The organism is bacterium (assembly GCA_026708015.1).
Lineage (GTDB): Bacteria > Actinomycetota > Acidimicrobiia > Acidimicrobiales > Bin134 > Poriferisocius.
This window is the reverse complement of the sequence record JAPOVT010000050.1, coordinates 1-17408: the sequence shown is the minus strand read 5'-3', so window position 1 is coordinate 17408 and position 17408 is coordinate 1. Positions and strand designations below refer to the sequence as shown.

The 17408-nt window shown below is 66.8% G+C and carries 17 protein-coding genes and 1 rRNA gene; 16 read left to right on the top strand and 2 right to left on the bottom strand.

Features of this window, described 5'->3' with window-relative positions:
* The 12 genes from OXG30_12145 to argH form a co-directional block, all read left to right on the top strand.
* Window positions 1-263, top strand: a 263-nt coding sequence (locus OXG30_12145) for a hypothetical protein (GenBank protein MCY4135644.1), incomplete at its 5' end; no start/stop codon positions are given.
* Window positions 264-360: 97 nt separating this feature from the next.
* Window positions 361-1356 carry a phenylalanine--tRNA ligase subunit alpha gene (pheS, locus tag OXG30_12140; protein ID MCY4135643.1) on the top strand — a complete coding sequence of 332 codons (996 nt, stop codon included), beginning with the start codon at window positions 361-363 and terminating at the stop codon, window positions 1354-1356.
* Window positions 1357-1393: 37 nt separating this feature from the next.
* Complete coding sequence (pheT, locus tag OXG30_12135; protein ID MCY4135642.1) at window positions 1394-3751, top strand: phenylalanine--tRNA ligase subunit beta; 2358 nt, start codon at window positions 1394-1396, stop codon at window positions 3749-3751.
* 348 nt (window positions 3752-4099) lie between these two features.
* Window positions 4100-4300, top strand: a complete 201-nt coding sequence (locus OXG30_12130; protein ID MCY4135641.1) for a hypothetical protein — start codon at window positions 4100-4102, stop codon at window positions 4298-4300.
* A gap of 32 nt (window positions 4301-4332) precedes the next feature.
* Complete coding sequence (gene argC / locus OXG30_12125) at window positions 4333-5358, top strand: N-acetyl-gamma-glutamyl-phosphate reductase (protein ID MCY4135640.1); 1026 nt, start codon at window positions 4333-4335, stop codon at window positions 5356-5358.
* Window positions 5355-6512, top strand: a complete 1158-nt coding sequence (argJ, locus tag OXG30_12120; GenBank protein ID MCY4135639.1) for a bifunctional glutamate N-acetyltransferase/amino-acid acetyltransferase ArgJ — start codon at window positions 5355-5357, stop codon at window positions 6510-6512. Before argC ends, argJ begins: the two co-directional genes overlap by 4 nt.
* Window positions 6509-7399: an acetylglutamate kinase gene (argB, locus tag OXG30_12115; GenBank protein MCY4135638.1), complete on the top strand. Its 891-nt coding sequence runs from the start codon at window positions 6509-6511 to the stop codon at window positions 7397-7399. The genes argJ and argB overlap by 4 nt, the downstream gene beginning before the upstream one ends.
* A complete protein-coding gene (locus tag OXG30_12110) occupies window positions 7396-8580 on the top strand; it encodes an acetylornithine transaminase (protein ID MCY4135637.1) in 1185 nt (394 codons plus the stop codon). Before argB ends, OXG30_12110 begins: the two co-directional genes overlap by 4 nt.
* Window positions 8577-9476 (top strand): ornithine carbamoyltransferase, encoded by a 900-nt coding sequence (argF, locus tag OXG30_12105; GenBank protein ID MCY4135636.1) that lies wholly within the window; start codon window positions 8577-8579, stop codon window positions 9474-9476. Before OXG30_12110 ends, argF begins: the two co-directional genes overlap by 4 nt.
* On the top strand, window positions 9473-9955 hold the full coding sequence (gene argR, locus OXG30_12100; protein MCY4135635.1) for an arginine repressor: 483 nt from the start codon (window positions 9473-9475) through the stop codon (window positions 9953-9955). Before argF ends, argR begins: the two co-directional genes overlap by 4 nt.
* Window positions 9952-11169: an argininosuccinate synthase gene (locus OXG30_12095; GenBank protein ID MCY4135634.1), complete on the top strand. Its 1218-nt coding sequence runs from the start codon at window positions 9952-9954 to the stop codon at window positions 11167-11169. Before argR ends, OXG30_12095 begins: the two co-directional genes overlap by 4 nt.
* Entirely contained in the window at window positions 11166-12545 is a 1380-nt protein-coding gene (argH, locus tag OXG30_12090; protein MCY4135633.1) for an argininosuccinate lyase, read from the top strand. The genes OXG30_12095 and argH overlap by 4 nt, the downstream gene beginning before the upstream one ends.
* Window positions 12546-12556: 11 nt before the next feature.
* On the opposite strand, the gene dctP is transcribed toward argH, so the two are convergent.
* Window positions 12557-13579: a TRAP transporter substrate-binding protein DctP gene (gene dctP, locus OXG30_12085; protein MCY4135632.1), complete on the bottom strand. Its 1023-nt coding sequence runs from the start codon at window positions 13577-13579 to the stop codon at window positions 12557-12559.
* Window positions 13580-13674: 95 nt separating this feature from the next.
* On the opposite strand from dctP, the gene OXG30_12080 reads away from it, so the two are divergent.
* On the top strand, window positions 13675-14250 hold the full coding sequence (locus OXG30_12080; protein ID MCY4135631.1) for a DNA-3-methyladenine glycosylase: 576 nt from the start codon (window positions 13675-13677) through the stop codon (window positions 14248-14250).
* 26 nt (window positions 14251-14276) lie between these two features.
* Complete coding sequence (locus OXG30_12075; protein MCY4135630.1) at window positions 14277-14846, top strand: NUDIX hydrolase; 570 nt, start codon at window positions 14277-14279, stop codon at window positions 14844-14846.
* Here OXG30_12075 and OXG30_12070 read toward each other — a convergent pair.
* Window positions 14843-15349, bottom strand: a complete 507-nt coding sequence (locus OXG30_12070; protein MCY4135629.1) for a hypothetical protein — start codon at window positions 15347-15349, stop codon at window positions 14843-14845. The genes OXG30_12075 and OXG30_12070 overlap by 4 nt on opposite strands.
* A gap of 44 nt (window positions 15350-15393) precedes the next feature.
* Between OXG30_12070 and tyrS the strand changes: the two genes are divergently transcribed.
* Both tyrS and OXG30_12060 read left to right on the top strand, forming a co-directional pair.
* The gene (gene tyrS, locus OXG30_12065) at window positions 15394-16677 is read left to right on the top strand and encodes a tyrosine--tRNA ligase (protein MCY4135628.1); all 1284 of its coding nucleotides are present in this window, start codon (window positions 15394-15396) and stop codon (window positions 16675-16677) included.
* A gap of 397 nt (window positions 16678-17074) precedes the next feature.
* Window positions 17075-17408: ribosomal RNA gene (locus OXG30_12060) — 16S ribosomal RNA — on the top strand; the annotation flags it as partial.

The following is a 17408-nucleotide window of genomic DNA, read 5'->3' as shown; positions in this document are numbered from 1 at the left end:
GGGCGGGCGGATGCCCCCGCGGGCGTGTTCACCGCTATCGCGGCCGGCAGCCGCCATTCGTGCGGGATCAGGGCCGACGGCACCGCCGTATGCTGGGGCTGGGACTATACGACGAGCCTTCCCGCCGGCGTCTCTTGGGCGTCCTGGAGCTGATCTCGGTGGCCAAGCCCGATCCCGGTGGCGTGGAGCGCAAGGGCATCGGCGTCCGCGAGATTCACATAACCGGGTCGGCTGGCAGTCCACCGAAGGCCCGATACAGCTAGATCGCCTCGACGCCGGTCCGCGACGCCCCGGCCGCCAAACTGTATCGAGGCCATTTGATGCGGTGTTGAAGGACGAGGGTTGCCATAGTGGAGTCCGATGGCTGAGCCAGAGCAATTGGTGGTCGAGGCCGAACGGCAGGCGGCGGCCGCGACCACCGTCGATGAACTGAGCGCGGTGCGGACCGCAATGACCGGCAAGCGCTCCCCGCTGGTGGCGGCTCGCAAGGTCTTGGGCGATCTGGAGCCCGATGCCCGGAAGCAGGCCGGGCAGGCATTGAACGCGGCCAAGGCGGCCATCGACGAGATTTTGAGCGCCCGCGAGACCGAGTTGTCGGCCGCGGCCCGGGCCGAGCAGCTGGCGGCTGAGCGGCTCGACCTCACCGAAGTCACCGAGTTGCCTGCCGACGGGCATCTCCACGTAATCACCCAAACCTGGCAGGAGCTGGAGGACGTGTTTGTGGGCATGGGCTACCGGGTGGCCGAGGGCCCCGAGATCGAGAGCGAGTGGTACAACTTCGGCGCCCTAAACTTCCCCCTAGGGCATCCGGCTCGGGACATGTACGACACCCTGTACGTGGACTACGGCGAGCCGGGCACCACGCTGCTGCGCACCCACACCTCGCCGGTGCAGGCCCGGGTGATGGAGAACCAGGAGCCCCCCATCTATGTGGTGGCCCCCGGCCGGTGCTTCCGCCAGGACACCGCGGATGCCACCCATATGCCGGTGTTCCACCAGATCGAGGGCCTGGTGGTGGACCGCGACACCACTCTGGGCGATCTGGCCGGAACCATCGAGGCGTTCACCGCCGCCTACTTCGGCCCGGGCTTCACCTCTCGGCTGCGCCCCTCCTACTTCCCGTTCACCGAGCCATCGGCCGAGTTCGACATCCAGCGCCCCGACGGCACCTGGCTGGAGCTCGGGGGCTGCGGCATGGTCCACCCCAACGTGTTCGAGGCCTGCGGGATCGACCCCGAGCAGTGGCAGGGGTTCGCCTTCGGCTTCGGCATCGACCGCCTCGCCCTCATCCGGTTCGGCATCGACGACCTGCGCGAGCTGTGGACCAACGACATCCGCTTCCTGGGGCAGTTCTAGTGGTCTTCCGAACCCAATCTCTTGAGGCGGCAGCGCGATGAAGGTGCTGTTGAGCTGGCTGCGGGAGTTCGCCCCCCATATCGACGGCAAACCCGAGCACCTGGCTGAAGTGCTGTCCGACCTGGGCCTGGCGGTGGAGGAGCTGTCCCACGTGGGGCAGGGACTGGACGGCATCGTGGTGGCCGAGGTGCTGGCCACCCGGCCCCATCCTGACGCCGACCGCATTCACTTGGTGGACGTGGACGCGGGCGATGGCGAGGCTCTCCAAGTGTGCTGCGGGGCCTTCAACATGGCGGTGGGCGACCTGGTGCCGCTGGCCACGGTGGGCACCACCATGCCCGGCGGTATGGAGATTGCCCGCCGCAAGATGCGGGGGGAGTGGAGCAACGGGATGCTGTGCTCGGGGGCCGAGATCGGCATGGGCGACGACCACGAGGGCATCTTGATCCTGGACCAGGGGCTCTCGTTGGGCGTACCCCTCACCGAGGCGTTGGGCATCCATCCCGACGTGCTGTTCGACCTGGAAGTGAACCCCAATCGGCCCGACGCCATGTCGGTGATGGGGGTGGCCCGCGACCTGGCCGCCCGCCTCGGCGTGGCCTTTGCGGTGACCGCTCCCAGGGTTGAAGAGGCCGGCCAACCGGCAGCCGAGCGGGCCGCGGTGAGCATCGCCGCCCCCGATTTCTGTCGGCGCTTCGGCGTGCGGGTACTCGACAATGTGCCCTCTGGTCCGTCGCCCCGGTGGATGGCCAATCGGCTGTTGGCCGTGGGGCAACGGCCCATCAACGCGGTGGTCGACTTGTCTAACTACGTGATGTTCGAGTTGGGCCAGCCCAACCACACCTACGACCTCGATCTAGTGCCCGGCGGGGAGCTGGGGGTGCGTATGGCCCATAGGGGCGAGCAGTTGACCACCTTGGACGGGACGGCGCGCACTCTGACCACTTACGACGGCGTGATCGTCAACCGCGATGACGAAGCCATCGGGCTGGCCGGGGTCATGGGCGGTGCCTCCACCGAGATTTCCGCCGACACCCGCTCGGTGCTGCTGGAAGCGGCGTGGTGGGATCCCATGACCATTGCCCGCACCGCCCGCCGATTGGGCCTGCGCAGCGAGGCCTCTGCTCGCTTCGAGCGGGGGGCCGACCCCGAAATCATCCCCATGGCCTTGGACCGCTTCGCCGAACTGGCCGCCGCGCTGGGGGCCACCACCAGTCCGGGCATGATCGATGCCACCGGCAACCGGCCTGCGCCCATCACCGTCCGAGTCCGGACGCCGCGGGTCAACGCCATCTTGGGAACCGAGCTGAGCACCGACGAGATGACCGCCCTGTTGGCACCCATCGGGTTCGCCTGCGAAGCCGGCGGCGACGGCCAGGACTTCGAGGTAGGCATCCCCTCGTGGCGCATCGACTCGGCCACCGAGATCGACGTGATCGAGGAGGTCGGACGCCTGCACGGGTACTCCAAGATCACTCGCACCGTGCCGGTGACGGAACAGGCCGGAACGCTCACCCCGCAGCAGCAAGACCGCCGCGGCATACGGGCGCTGCTCACCGGCATGGGGATCACCGAGGCCATGCCCCTGCCCTTCTTGGCTCCCGGCGATTTGGCCCGAGCCGGTTTGGGCGACGACGGCATCACGGTGACCAACCCGCTGGTGGCCGAGGAGTCGATCATGCGCACCTCGCTGCGCCCTGGGCTGCTCAAGGCCGTGGCCTACAACGCGGCTCGGCGCACCACGGGGGTGTCGCTGTTCGAGATCGGCCGGATAAATCCCGGCGGGGGAGGGGACCTCCCCGACGAACACGAACATCTGGCCGTGATCCTGGCCGGCCAGGAGGCCACCGCAGCCACCACCCTGTGGCGTCGACTGGCTCGCCATCTGGCTGCCACCAATCCCGGAGTGGTCAACGGCCCGGTGGACGGCCTTCATCCGGGACGCTCCGGCCAAGTTTTGGCCGACGGCCAGCCGGTCGGCGCGCTGGGCGAAATCGACCCCCAGGTGCTGGACGCCTATGAGATCGACGAACGGGTGGCCTGGCTGGAAGTCGACCTCGGCGCCCTATTGGCAGCCGATCGGGGACTGGCGCCGTATCAAGCCCCCAGCCGCTATCCCTCCAGCGACATCGACCTGGCCTTCACCGTCCCCGACGAGATTTCAGCCGACGAGGTGGCCGCCACCATCGCCCAAGCCGGAGGCGAGCTGCTGGCCTCCGTCGCCCTGTTCGACGTGTTCCGCTCCGAGCAACTCGGCCAAGGCTGTCGCAGCCTGGCCTATACCCTCCGCTTCGAAGCCTCCGACCGCACCCTCAACGACGCCGAAGTCGCCGCCGCCCGCCAAACCTGCATAGAAGCCGTCACCACCACCCACAACGCCACCCTACGCGGCTGAAGATTGTAGAATTTCACTACATTATCTATATATCTAGGTTATTCTGTTTGAAATTGAGCCTTTGCCCGGCATGCTCAGTCTTATGCCGAAATCAGACTCGGAGTTTCCTGCACTCAAAGTCAACAAGGTGTTGAGCATTCTTCGTCGAATTGGCTATGTGAAGGTCAGACAAGCGGGTTCCCACATTCGGTTTGAAGCCGACGGAAGGCAGCCAATTATTTTCTCGACGCATGTTGGCAGGGAGGTTCCGCCTCGGCATCTGAGAGATATACTTGTGAACAAGGCTGGCTTGTCCGACCAAGAGACCGACGATTTGCTCTGAGCCGGGAACATCACGGAGGTGGAGCGATGCCCAAAATAGAGATCTACAAGAACCACGAGCCGGGTCCGGCTTGGTGCGCGATGGGAGAGTTGGGCGATGCCGGCTATTACGCGGGAGCCGACACTCGAGATGAACTGCTAGCCCTAATTCAGGAAGCGGCAGAGATGGAAGGTGTCAGTCCCCAGATTTCCATTCTCGGTACCGAAGAAAATCCAGCATTGACTTGAATATTTATTCATAATAGTGCATAATCGTTCCTATGGGACAGAAGATTCCTGTTGGGATCATTGGTGCGTCGGGTTATGTGGGCGCGGAGTTGATGCGGCTGCTGGCCGGGCACCCGGGCTTCGACGTGGGGTTTGTGACCGGCGATACCCAGGCGGGGCAGCCGGTTGCTTATCTCTATCCCCACCTGGCCGTAATTGGTGCTGACCAGGAGTTTGTGAAGTACGACCCTCACTTGTTGGACGACGTGGCGTTGGCGTTCTTGGCGCTGCCCCACGGGCAGTCCATGGCCCTGGCGGGCGACGTCTTGGATCGGAGCAAGGTTGCCGTCGATCTGGCCGCTGACTTCCGGCTGAAGGACGCGGGGCAGTACCAGCAGTGGTACGGGGAGCCGCATCAAGCTCCCGGACTTCTCGGCAATTTTGCCTACGGCCTGCCCGAGCTGTTCAGAGATGAGTTGGCGGGCGCAACCGCGGTGGCCGTTCCCGGCTGTTATCCCACCGCCGCCGCGCTGGCCATCGCTCCGTTGGTCCGCACCGGCCTCATCCAACCTGAGGGGGTCATCGTGGACGCGGCCAGCGGGGTTTCCGGGGCGGGACGGCCTCCCAAGGCCCACACCACATTCTGCGCCGCCGACGAGGACTTCACCGCTTACGGACTGCTCGACCATCGCCACACCCCCGAGATCGAGCAAGCCGCGGGCGCGTCGGTACTGTTCACGCCCCACCTTGCCCCGATGAACCGGGGCATCCTGGCCACCTGCTACGCCAAACCCACAGCGGGCACCTCCAGCGACGTGCTGCTCGAAGCGCTAGCCGACTTCTACGCCGACGAGCCGTTCATCGTGGTGTCCGACCGCTCACCTTCCACCAAGGCCACGCTGGGCTCCAACGCTGCCCATCTGACCGCCTGTTACGACGCCCGCACCAACACGGTGATGGCGCTGTGCGCCATCGACAACCTGGTAAAGGGGGCCGCCGGACAGGCCGTCCAGTGCGCCAACCTGATTTCCGGGCTCGATGAGGCCACCGGGCTGACCGCAGTGGGGGTGTACCCATGAGCGTGACCGACGTCCCCGGATTCACCGCCGCCGGGGTGACCTGCGGCATCAAGCCCAGCGGCAAGCCCGACCTCGCCATCGTGGCCACTGCCGATGGTGCCGCAGTCAGCGCTGCCGGCGTGTTCACCTCCAACAAGATGACCGCGGCCCCGGTGCTGGTATGCCGGGAGCACTTGGCTGCCACCAAAGGAAATGCCGCCGCAGTGGTGCTCAACAGCGGCAACGCCAACGCGGCCACCGGGGCGCAAGGCATGGCCGACGCCCACCAGATGTGCCAGGAGACCGCCGCCGCTCTCGGAGTGGCTCCGGAACAGGTGCTGGTGTGCTCCACCGGGCTGATCGGCTACGCCCTGCCCATGGACGCGGTGTCTTCGGGAATCACGGCCGCGGCTCAGGCCATCACTCCCCAGGGCGGCCCCCAGGCAGCCGAGGCCATCATGACCACCGACACCGTCCCCAAGCAGGTGGTGGTCGCTGGCGATGGCTTCACCGTCGGGGGAATCGCCAAGGGCGCCGCCATGCTGGAGCCCAACATGGCCACCATGCTGGCCGTGCTGGTCACCGACGCGGCCGCCGATCCCGACACCCTCCAGCAGGCGCTCAGGGCCGGAGTGGCCGGCACGTTCAACACCCTCACCGTGGACGGTGCCGAGTCCACCAACGACACCGTGCTGATCCTGGCCAACGGCAAGGCTGGCCCCGTCGATCCCGACGCCCTCGCCCAGGCCATCGCCGATGCCTGCGAGAGCCTGGCCCTTCAGATGGCCGACGATGCTGAGGGCTCCACCAAGACGGTGTTCCTGCGGGTCACCGGGGCGGCCTCCGACGCCGAGGCGGCCAAGGCGGCTCGGGACACCGCCAACTGCCAGCTGGTGAAGTGCTCGTGGTACGGCCAAGACCCCTATTGGGGACGCATCGCCTCGGAGATGGGCGCAGCGGGGGTGGCCTTCGACCACACCAAGCTGACCATCGCCTACGGCCCCCACGTGGTGTACCAGCACGGCGAGCCCGCCCATCCCCCTGAGCTGGCCCAGTACATGACCGGCCGGCGCCTCGACCTGCATGTGGACCTCGGCATGGGCGACGGCTCAGCCCGGATCATCACCACCGACCTCACCCACGCCTACATCGACGAGAACATGGGGACGTCATGAGCTTCCCAGCAGAAGACACCGCGGCGGTCCTCACCCAGGCCCTGCCCTACATCCAGCGGTTCTCGGGCTCGACGGTGGTAGTGAAGTACGGCGGCAGCGCGATGGACAGCGACCACCTGGCCGGATTCGCGGCCGACATCGTGCTCATGCAATCGGTGGGCATTCGCCCCGTGGTGGTCCACGGCGGCGGTCCCCAGATCGGCGAGATGATGGAGCGGCTGGGTTTGGAGCCTCGCTTCGTCGACGGGCTGCGGGTGACCGACGCCGAGACGCTTGATATCGCCCGCATGGTGCTGGTGGGCCGGGTCAACCGCGACATCGTGTCGGCCATCAACGTCCACGGCCCCCTGGCAGTGGGCGTGTCCGGGGAGGATGCCGGCCTGATCCAGGCCCGGGCCGAGAACCCCGAGTTGGGCTATGTGGGCACGGTGGACACGGTCAACACCGCCATCATCGACCGGCTGCTGGACGAGAGCCTGATTCCGGTGGTCTCCACCATCGGCGCCGACGCCACCGGCCAAGCGCTGAACATCAACGCCGACACCGTGGCCGGGATCCTGGCTGGCGCACTGGGCGCGGCCAAGGCCGTGTTCCTCACCGATGTCGAAGGACTATTCGCCGACCCCGCTGATCCGTCCACCCTCATCAGCGTGACCACCGCCTCTGATCTGGACGCCATGATCGCCGCCGGGGATTTGACCGGCGGCATGATCCCCAAGGCCGCCGCCGCCATCCACGCCGTGCGCCACGGCGTGGCCTCGGCCCACATGGTGAACGGCGCCACCCCCCACGTACTGCTGCTGGAGCTGTTCACTGATTCCGGGGTGGGCACCATGGTCTACCCCGACTCCCAACCCGACGCGCCAGGTCAGGAGGCCAACTCATGAGCACCCACACCGAAGCGGTGGGCGTCGGCACCGGTTCCTGCCCACTGATGCCCACCTACGGCCCGCCCCCGGTCATGTTCGTGCGGGGGGAGGGCTGCTGGCTGTGGGACCGCGACGGCACCCGTTACCTGGACTTTTTGAGCGGCATCGCGGTGTGCAGTCTCGGCCACGCCCACCCCAAGGTGGCCGAAGCGGTGGCCGAGCAGGCCCGCACCCTGTGCCACGTGTCCAACCTGTACGCCACCGAGCCCCAGATGCACGTGGCCCGTACTATCGACCGGCTAGTCGGCGGCCCGCCCGGCCAGGTGTTCTTCGCCAACAGCGGGGCGGAGTCCAACGAGTGCGCCATCAAGCTGGCCCGTAAATGGGCCGGACCAGGCTGCTACACGGTGATCAGCGCGGGCCGCTCATTCCACGGACGGACCCTGGCCACGCTGCACGCCACCGGCCAGGCCGAAAAGCACGAGGCCTTCCAGCCCCTGCCCGAGGGCTTCCGCCACGTCCCCTGGGACGACATCGCCGAACTCGAGAAGGCCATCGACGACACCACTGCGGCGGTGCTGTTGGAGCCCATCCAGGGCGAGGGCGGCATCAACGTTCCGTCTGATGGCTACCTCCAAGCGGTGCGCGAGCTGTGCGACGACCGGGGCCTGCTGTTCATGCTCGACGAGGTGCAGACCGGACTGGCCCGCACCGGGCGCTGGTTCGCCCACCACCACGACGGAGTCGAGCCCGACGTGGTGACCATGGCCAAGGCGCTGGGCAACGGCATGCCCATCGGGGCCTGCTGGGCCCGGGCTGATGTCGCCGCCGCCTTCAAGCCCGGCGACCACGCCACCACGTTCGGCGGTCAGCCGTTGGCGGCGTCAGCGGCCAAGGCCACCCTCGAAGTGATGGAAGAGCTGGATCTGCCCGCCCGGGCCGCGGCGGCCGGAGAGAAAATGCGGTCCGCGGTTGAGGCTCTTGACGGGGTGGCCAGCGTGCGAGGCCGGGGTCTGCTGCTGGGCGTGGAGCTGGCCGGGGAGCGGCCGGCCGCCGAAGTGGTAACCGCGGGGATGGACGCCGGCCTGGTGCTGGGAACCGCCGGGACCACCTCTTTGCGGATCGCCCCGCCCCTGATAATCAGCGACGACGAGATCGCCCACGGCGTGGCCGTGCTCGAAAGAGTGTTGAGGTCATGAGGCCGGTCCGCCACCTCCTTGAGGTCGATGATCTCACTGCGGCAGAGCTGGCCACGGTGCTGGAACTCTCCTCCGACCCCTCTCCCTCACCGGCCTTGCAGGGCAAGGGCATGGCCCTGTTGTTCGAGAAGCCCTCGGCCCGTACCCGCCACTCCATGGAGATGGCGGTGGTGCAACTCGGCGGACACCCGGTGTCCATCGCCGGAGGCGAGGTGGGCATCGACAAGCGGGAGTCGGCCGAGGACATCGCCCGCACCCTGGCCTGCTTCCATGCCGCCATCGGTGCCCGGGTGTTCGATCACGGCCTGGTGGAGCGCATGGCCGGGGTCAGCCCGGTCCCGGTGGTCAACATGTTGAGCGACCAGGCCCACCCCTTGCAGGCCCTGGGGGACTTGTTGACCGTCACACAGGAGTTCGGCCAGATCGGCGGCCGTCGCATCGCCTTCGTGGGCGACGCCAACAACGTTTCCCGGTCCCTGGCCATCGGCGCCGGAATGGCCGGAGCCGAGTTCGTTCTGTCCGGCCCTCCCGGCTACCACTTCGACAATGCCGTCATCGATCGGATATCTGCGGCCGGCGGTACGGCCGAGATCGTCGACGATCCGGTTCAAGCGGTCGCCGATGCCCACGTGGTGTACACCGACGTGTGGGTGTCGATGGGCGAGGAGGATCAGGCCCCCGAGAAGATGGAGGCCTTTGCCAGCTACACCGTCGACGAGGCGCTTATGGGCCATGCCGCCACCGACGCCATATTCCTGCACTGTTTGCCCGCCCGCCCCGGGCTCGAGGCCACCGACGGCGTTCTCTATGGCCCCCAGAGCCGCATATGGCAGCAGGCCGAAAATCGGATGCACGCCGCCCGCGGCCTGCTCGCCTTCTTGTTGGGGGCGACATGAGGCTGGGCAAGAACCAGCGCCAGCACCGCATCGCCCAGATGCTGAAGCAGGAGTCGGTGTCCAGCCAGGATCACCTGGTGGAGCTCTTGGCTGCCCAGGGGGTGGCTGTCACCCAGGCCACCGTGTCGCGCGACCTCGACGACTTGGGTGCGGTCAAAGTCCCCACCGGCGGCGGCTCGGTCTATGCCATTCCTGAGCTGCCCTCCGAGCAGGTCGCCCCCGACGACCACCTCAAGCGGGTGCTGGGGGAATGGGTGGTGGCGGTGGGTTGCTCCCACAACCTGGTGGTGTTGAACACCCCGCCGGGGTCGGCCCATGTTGTCGGCTCGGCCATTGACCGCTCCGCGGTCCACGGCGTGTTGGGCACCGTCGCCGGTGACGACACCGTGCTGGTAGTGGCCACCGAAGATGTCGGCGGCCCCCTCGTAGCGGCTGACTTCCGCTCGCTGGCCGGACTCAACGAGGAGGAGAGCTCGTGAACCAGAACCTGAACAAGATCGTGCTGGCCTACTCCGGTGGCCTGGACACCTCGGTGATCCTGCGCTGGTTGCAGGACACCTACGGCTGCGAGGTGGTCACCTTCACCGCCGACCTGGGTCAGGGCGAGGAGCTGGAGCCGGCCCGGGCCAAGGCCGAGGCCATGGGCGTGGAGGAAATCTACATCGAGGACCTGCGCGAGGAGTTCGCCGCCGACTTCGTGTTCCCCATGTTTCGGGCCAACGCCATCTACGAGGGGGAATACCTCCTGGGCACTTCCATCGCCCGCCCGCTCATCGCCAAGCGGCTGGTGGAGATTGCCGCCGAGGTTGGCGCCGACGCCGTGTCCCACGGCGCCACCGGCAAGGGCAACGACCAGGTCCGCTTCGAGCTGGGGGCCTACGCCCTGAACCCCGACATCTCGGTGGTGGCCCCGTGGCGCATCTGGGACCTGGGATCGCGCGAGAAGCTGGTGGCCTACGCCGGGGAGCACGGCATCCCCATCGAAGCCGAGCGGGAGGGCGGCTCGCCGTTCTCCATGGACGCCAACCTGCTCCACATCTCCTACGAAGGCGGTCCGCTGGAGGATCCGTGGTACGAGCCACCTGAAGAGATGTGGCGCTGGTCGGTGGCGCCTGAGAATGCTCCCAACACCCCGACCGAGATCGAGCTCACCTTCCAGGCCGGTGATATCACCGCTATAGACGGCCAGCCCTTTAGTCCGGCCGCGATCCTGGCCGAGCTGAACCGCGTCGGCGGGGCCAACGGCATCGGCCGACTCGATTTGGTGGAGAACCGCTACGTGGGCATGAAGTCGCGGGGCTGCTACGAGACCCCCGGCGGCACCATCATGCTCAAGGCCCACCGGGCCATGGAGAGCCTCACCCTCGACCGGGAGGTGGCCCACCTCAAAGACGAACTCATGCCCCGCTACGCCCAACTCATCTACAACGGCTACTGGTGGAGTCCCGAGCGCCTGATGCTCCAGACCGCCATCGACCACTCCCAGCAGCGGGTGAACGGCACCGTGCGGCTCAAGCTGTACCGGGGCAACGTGATCGTCACCGGCAGGCGCTCCGACGACAGCCTGTTCGACGAGGCGGTGGTCACCTTCGAGGAAGACCAAGGCGCCTACCAGCAGGCCGACGCCGAGGGGTTCATCAAACTCCATGCCTTGCGGCTGCGCACTCTGGCTCAGAGAGCGGGCCCGTCATGAGCACCCTTTGGCACGGCAGATTCGACGGCGATCCTGCCGACGAGATGATGGCCTACACCGCCAGCATCGGGTTCGACGTGAGACTTGCCCCAGATGACATCGCCGGGTCACGGGCCCACGTCCGGATGCTGGGCCGCGTCGGCCTGCTCGCCTACGCCGAGGTTGACGAGGTGCTGGCCGCGCTTGACCAAACCGAGCAGGAGCTGGCCGCCGGCGAGTTCGATTTCGCGCCCGGCGACGAGGACATCCACACCGCCATCGAGCGCCGGGTCACCGAGCTGGCCGGACCTGCCGGAGCCAAGCTCCACACCGGTCGCAGCCGCAACGACCAGGTGGCCACCGACCTGCGCCTGTTTGCCAAGCGGGAGATGGCCGCCATCGCCGCCGATGTGATGGCCCTCCAGCAAGTGCTGCTAGACCGGGCCATCGCCGTCGGCGACGCGTACCTGCCCGGCTACACCCATCTCCAGCGGGCCCAACCGGTGTTGTTGGCCCACCACCTGCTGGCCCACGGCTGGGCCCTGGTCCGAGACGTCGACCGACTGGCCGACGCCCGCGCCCGCCTCGACGTCAGCCCGCTGGGAGCGGGCGCGGTGGCCGGCTCGTCGTTGCCCTTGGAGCCCGATATGACCGCGGCCGAACTGGGCTTTTCCGCCCGGTTCGAGAACTCCATGGACGCGGTGTCCGATCGGGACTTCGTGGCCGAGGCCCTGTTCGCGCTGACCATGGTGGCCATCCACCTGTCCCGGCTCGGGGAGGAGATCGTCTTCTGGACTTCGGAGGAAGCCGGTTTCGCCACCCTCGACGACGCCTACGCCACCGGCAGCTCCATGCTGCCCCAGAAGAAGAACCCCGACATCGCCGAGTTGGCCCGAGCCAAGGCCGGGCGCCTCATCGGCAACCTCACCGGGCTCTTGGCCACCCTCAAAGGGCTGCCGCTGGCCTACAACCGCGACCTCCAAGAAGACAAAGAGCCCCTGTTCGACGCGATTGACCAGATTCGCCTCGGCGTTCGGGCTATGACCGGGCTGATGTCATCCATCGCCTTCAACACCGATGCCATGGCCGCAGCCGCCGACGCTCCCACCGCGGCGGCCACCGATCTGGCCGAGCATCTGGTGGCCAACGGGATGCCGTTCCGCGACGCCCATGCCGCAGTCGGCGACCTGGTGCGCCGCAGTCTGGACGGCGAGGCCTCCCTGGCCGACCTGGTGCGGGCCGACCCCTGGCTGGGAGAAGCCGCCGCCGAGTTGCTGGCCTCCGGCGTCCCCGTCACCCGGCGCACCACTCCCGGCGGCGCCGGCCCCGACCCAGTCGCCGCTCAAATCGAGCGATTCCGCGCCCGTTTGGATGCTGACGCTGCCCGCTTCGGATAGGCCGGTGGCGACTATTCGGCAGCGAGCTCCAGCATCCGGTTGTACATGTCTCGGGCCGGGAAGTCGGAGGCGTGGCGGCCGATCCACCGGTCCACCACCGACTGGGTTGCCTCTCGCCAAGCGGCTAGCTGCACATCGTCGAGCACAACCTTGTTGATCCCTGCTTGCGGGTAGCGCTCGGCCACCGCCTGTGAGGCAGCGTCATAGGCCCCCGCGGCGGCAAGGGACACCTCCCGACCCGACAACCGCTCGATGGCCCGCTGTTGAGAAACCGACAGGCTGTCCCACAGATCTTGGTTCATGGCCAAGAAGCTGGTCGACACGTAGCAGTTGTACTGCACCCCGCTGCCCAGCACGCCGTAGAGGTCGTAGCTGGACAAGCCGGAGTTGGCGATCATCAGGCCGTCGATATCGCCCTGGCCCAGTGCGGCTCGCAATTCCTGAACGGGCAGGTTGACCGGGTTCCCCCCCAGCGTTTCGATCACCTCCACCTGGATCTGCGTTGGCGCCCGCACCGTCAGCCCGGAGAGATCGGGGGCAGCAGAGGCCTGATCTGCGCTCAGCCAGAAGTCGGCCACATCATGGGTCCACAGCCCGAGGAGCTTCACATCGGCGTACTCGGCGCGGAAGGCCTCGAATTCGTCGTGGAGCGCCCACAGCACCTCAGTGGCATCCACCGCGCTGTCAAACACAAACGGCATTGCCACCACCTCGGCGGCCGGGAAGCGGCCCAAGGAGTAGCCCTGATGGGCCCAGCCGATGCCCTGGCCCCCGTCAGCGGTGTTCTGGTACACCTCGCTGCGAGGGCTCAGTCCCTGACTGGGATAGAACTCGATGGTCACGGTGCCGCCGGTGGCGCGAAACACCTCGTTGGCCCACGGCTCGAAAACCTGCACGTGAACCGGATGGGTCGGCGGGAAGGGGTGGCCGAAGCTGATCGTCACCGACTCCGGCAGCTCCGCGTTGTCGCTGCATCCGGCGGCCCCGGCCAGCAGACCGAAAACCAGCGCCGCTCCCAGCAGTGAAGTCCGCATTCCTCTTCTCGGTATCAGCACTCCCTTTGCCATAGCCAGCGAAAGCCACACCAGTATGGGCAGGGAGCCACTTCGGCTGCCTTATTGTGACGGCGATGATTCTGGATCGGGGGTTCTACGCCCGAGACCCGCGGGAAGTTGCCCCCGACCTGTTGAACAAGGTGCTGGTGGCCGGAGGATGCCGGGGCCGGATCGTGGAGGTGGAGGCCTATGCCGGGGCCGACGATCCCGGCAGCCACGGCTATCGGGGCAAAACTCACCGCACCGAGGTCATGTTCGGCCCGCCGGGACGGCTGTACGTGTACTTCATCTACGGCATGCACTGGTGCGCCAACGTGGTGTGCGGTGCCGATGGGGAGTGCGCCGCGGTGCTGTTGCGGGCGCTGACCCCACTGGCGGGCCAGGAGGAGATGCGGGAGCGGCGGCCCAAGGCCCGGCGGGATCAGGACTTGTGCAGCGGGCCGGCCAAGCTCACCGCCGCACTGGGTATCGACGGTGATGCCAACGGTGCCGACCTGGTGGCCGCCGATTTGGGGATCGAGCTGCTCGATGACGGGACGGTGCCCCCTGCTGAGCCGGGCCGCTCGGTTCGCATCGGGCTCAGCGCCGGTGCCGACCTGCCGTGGCGCTGGTACGTTCCCGGCTGTCCCGACCTGTCTCGGAGAGGATGATGAGCGGCACAGAAGAGCCGAGGTGGTTGAGCGAAAGGCACGCGCTGCTGGCCTCCACGAATGACCTTGCCGTGGCCCGAGAGCTGCTGGCCGGGTTCGGAGACGATCTGGGCGACCGGTATCGGGCGCTGATCGATAGCCATCCCGACGCCGCCGTGAGAACATGCCGACCGGGCCACCTCACCGGTTCGGCGCTGGTGGTGGACAGCGCCGGTGCGAATACTCTGCTGCTGCTCCACGCCAAATTCGGTCGATGGTTGCAGCCGGGAGGCCATGCCGATGGCGACGCCAACCTGGCCGCGGTGGCGCTGCGGGAGGCAACCGAGGAAACCGGCATCGACGGCCTGCGCATCTGGCCCCGACCCCTGCACCTCGACATCCACGAGGTAGATCCCCCCGGTGAGGATGCCCACTTGCACTACGACGTGCGGTTCCTGGTGCGGGCCCCGGCCGGCGCCCAGCCCCAGGGCAACCACGAGTCTCGAGGCCTGCGCTGGGTGCCGCTCGACGGCTTAGCCGATTTCGGCTGCGACCCCGGCTTGGTTCACCTCGCTCAGCTGGGGGCCGAGGCTCTGGCAGAGTTGCCGAAGCCTTAGCCGATATCCAGCGGGTCGCCGCACGAGGGCATCCGGTTGCGGTCGGCGAAGGCATCGAGCAAGGCGTCGACCCCATCGCCCCGCTCGGGGTCCGCGGTTACCCGGAACTGGCGGTCCTCGCCGTTGCGGAGTGCGTCGGCGTGGGCCAGGCGGTCGTTGAGATACATCCGCCAGCTTTCGAGCCACAGTGCCACCAGCTCGCCGTCGTCACCTTCGGGGGCGGAGGCGGCCAGGTCGGCTGTCATGGCGGTCAGCACCGCGGTCGAGGCTTCGATCTGGTCGGCCCGGTCGGCCATATCGGCCGCGTCGCGGGCCTGGGGCAGCCGATCCAGATCGTCTCTGGTCTCGGCGCATCGAGCTTCGGCGTCGGCTACCCACTCTCGGTCGTCGAGGCGGTCGGGGTTCTCCTCGCCGAAGAACCAGATCGTGGCTCCGATCCAGAACACCGCAAACAGCACTATCGCCGCGATACCGATCGTCAATCCGAGTCGCCTGCCGGTCACGTATTCATTCTCTCTTTGCCTTCCGCTCTCGTAGCATTCGCATGGTGCTTGAAGAACTCGAATCCCGCGGCTTGGTGCAGGACACCACCGACCGTGATTTGCTGGCTCAGCGACTGAGCAGAGGTTCGGTTGCGGTGTACCACGGCATCGACCCTACGGCCAGCTCCCTGCACTTGGGCAACCTGATCGGGGTGCTGGTGCTGCGGCGATTCCAAGAGGCCGGCCACCGGCCCATCGCCCTGGTTGGCGGGGCCACCGGCATGGTGGGCGACCCCAGTGGTCGATCCGATGAGCGCAACCTGCTGGATGACGAAACTCTGGCCGCCAACCTGGCGGGGATCAGAGGCCAGCTCGAGAAGCTGCTGGACTTCGACGGGGACGCCGAGTTGGTTAACAACTACGACTGGACCCGCAACCTCACCCTCATCGAGTTCTTGCGAGACACCGGCAAGCACGCCACCGTGAACCAGATGGCGGCCAAGCACTCGGTGCGCAGCCGTATGGAGAGCGAGATCGGCATCTCCTACACCGAGTTCACCTACATGCTGTTGCAGGCCTACGACTTCTGGTGGCTGCACACCAACCTCCAGTGCGAGCTCCAGATTGGCGGCTCCGACCAGTGGGGCAACATAACCGCGGGGGTGGATCTCATCCGCCGCCGCTCCAGTGCCCAGGCCCACGGCATCACCTGGCCGCTGCTCACCCGCTCCGACGGGGCTAAATTCGGCAAGACCGCCGAAGGAGCGGTATGGCTGGATCCCAGCCGCACCAGCCCCTACCGATTCCACCAGTATTTCGTGCAGATTCCCGACGAGGACGTGGAGCGCAGCCTGCTCCAGTTCACCATGCTCCCGGTAGCTGATATCGCCGAGGTGGTCGAGGCTCACCAGCGCGATCCCGGGCGACGGGAGGCCCAGCATACCCTGGCCAACGAGGTCACGACCCTGGTCCATGGCCCCGGTGCGGCCGTAGCCGCCGAGGAGGCAGCCCAAATCCTGTTCGGCTCCCCGGTCGACGACATCGACGAGGCGGCGTTTGAAGCGGTGGCCGACGAGGTCCCCACCTCCGACATCCCCGAGGGCGGATTCGGTGATGCCTCGAACAGCTTCGATCTGGTGGAATTGCTGGCCTCCACGGGGTTGGCCTCATCCAAGGGCGATGCCCGCCGAGGGCTGTCCGAAGGGTCGGTGTACGTGAACAATGAGCGGGTCTCCACCGACGAGACCGCAGTGGCTGCCGACCGCCTGTTGCACGGCCGCTACCTGCTACTTCGCCGGGGCAAGCGCCGATACCACCTGCTGCGGGTTAAATCACAGCAAAGCCCCTGATTGAGTTGGCAAATGGGGCCAGCAGCAATCTCGTGGTTGAGTTGACGCTGCTGGCCAAGGCCGGTAGCGTTACAACTCGCCTCTAAAACGGGTTGCTTTCGGGCTGCCCACAGGGGCAGAGCAAGGTTCGGCCTGGTCTGGGCCGTTGCGGTTCTCCCGTAAGGGTCACCGCCTCACGCTCCTTGAAAACGGAAGAGAGGACGGAAAAGCCAGTGCGGGCGACGGCTCGGCGCACCTCGCGTCGATGGCGTCGACCTACACAATTCCAAGGAAACCAAGTCAGGAAGGGCTTCGGCTCTTTTGACTTTCCGGAATCGCTTCGTCTTGCCGAGGCAATTTAGTAAGACGAGCACTTGATCGAAGGCGGCGACCCCCCCGGGGGCAACTGCCGGAGATATTGACGGAGAGTTTGATCCTGGCTCAGGACGAACGCTGGCGGCGTGCCTAACACATGCAAGTCGAACGAGGTCGCCTTCGGGCAATGACCAAGTGGCGAACGGGTGCGTAACACGTGAGAAACCTGCCCCGAAGACTGGGACAACCACGGGAAACTGTGGCTAATACCAGATGCCCTCCGCTGATCGCATGATCGGCAGAGGAAATGCTCCGGCGCTTCGGGAGGGTCTCGCGGCCTATCAGCTTGTTGGTGGGGTAACGGCTCACCAAGGCATCGACGGGTAGCTGGTCTGAGAGGACGATCAGCCACACTGGGACTGAGACACGGCCCAGAC

Coding starts and splice junctions, on each gene's coding strand:
- pheS (MCY4135643.1), top strand. CDS start 361: ATGGCTGAGCCAGAGCAATTGGTGGTCGAGGCCGAACGGCAGGCGGCG.
- pheT (MCY4135642.1), top strand. CDS start 1,394: ATGAAGGTGCTGTTGAGCTGGCTGCGGGAGTTCGCCCCCCATATCGAC.
- OXG30_12130 (MCY4135641.1), top strand. CDS start 4,100: ATGCCCAAAATAGAGATCTACAAGAACCACGAGCCGGGTCCGGCTTGG.
- argC (MCY4135640.1), top strand. CDS start 4,333: ATGGGACAGAAGATTCCTGTTGGGATCATTGGTGCGTCGGGTTATGTG.
- argJ (MCY4135639.1), top strand. CDS start 5,355: ATGAGCGTGACCGACGTCCCCGGATTCACCGCCGCCGGGGTGACCTGC.
- argB (MCY4135638.1), top strand. CDS start 6,509: ATGAGCTTCCCAGCAGAAGACACCGCGGCGGTCCTCACCCAGGCCCTG.
- OXG30_12110 (MCY4135637.1), top strand. CDS start 7,396: ATGAGCACCCACACCGAAGCGGTGGGCGTCGGCACCGGTTCCTGCCCA.
- argF (MCY4135636.1), top strand. CDS start 8,577: ATGAGGCCGGTCCGCCACCTCCTTGAGGTCGATGATCTCACTGCGGCA.
- argR (MCY4135635.1), top strand. CDS start 9,473: ATGAGGCTGGGCAAGAACCAGCGCCAGCACCGCATCGCCCAGATGCTG.
- argH (MCY4135633.1), top strand. CDS start 11,166: ATGAGCACCCTTTGGCACGGCAGATTCGACGGCGATCCTGCCGACGAG.
- dctP (MCY4135632.1), bottom strand. CDS start 13,579: ATGCGGACTTCACTGCTGGGAGCGGCGCTGGTTTTCGGTCTGCTGGCC.
- OXG30_12080 (MCY4135631.1), top strand. CDS start 13,675: ATGATTCTGGATCGGGGGTTCTACGCCCGAGACCCGCGGGAAGTTGCC.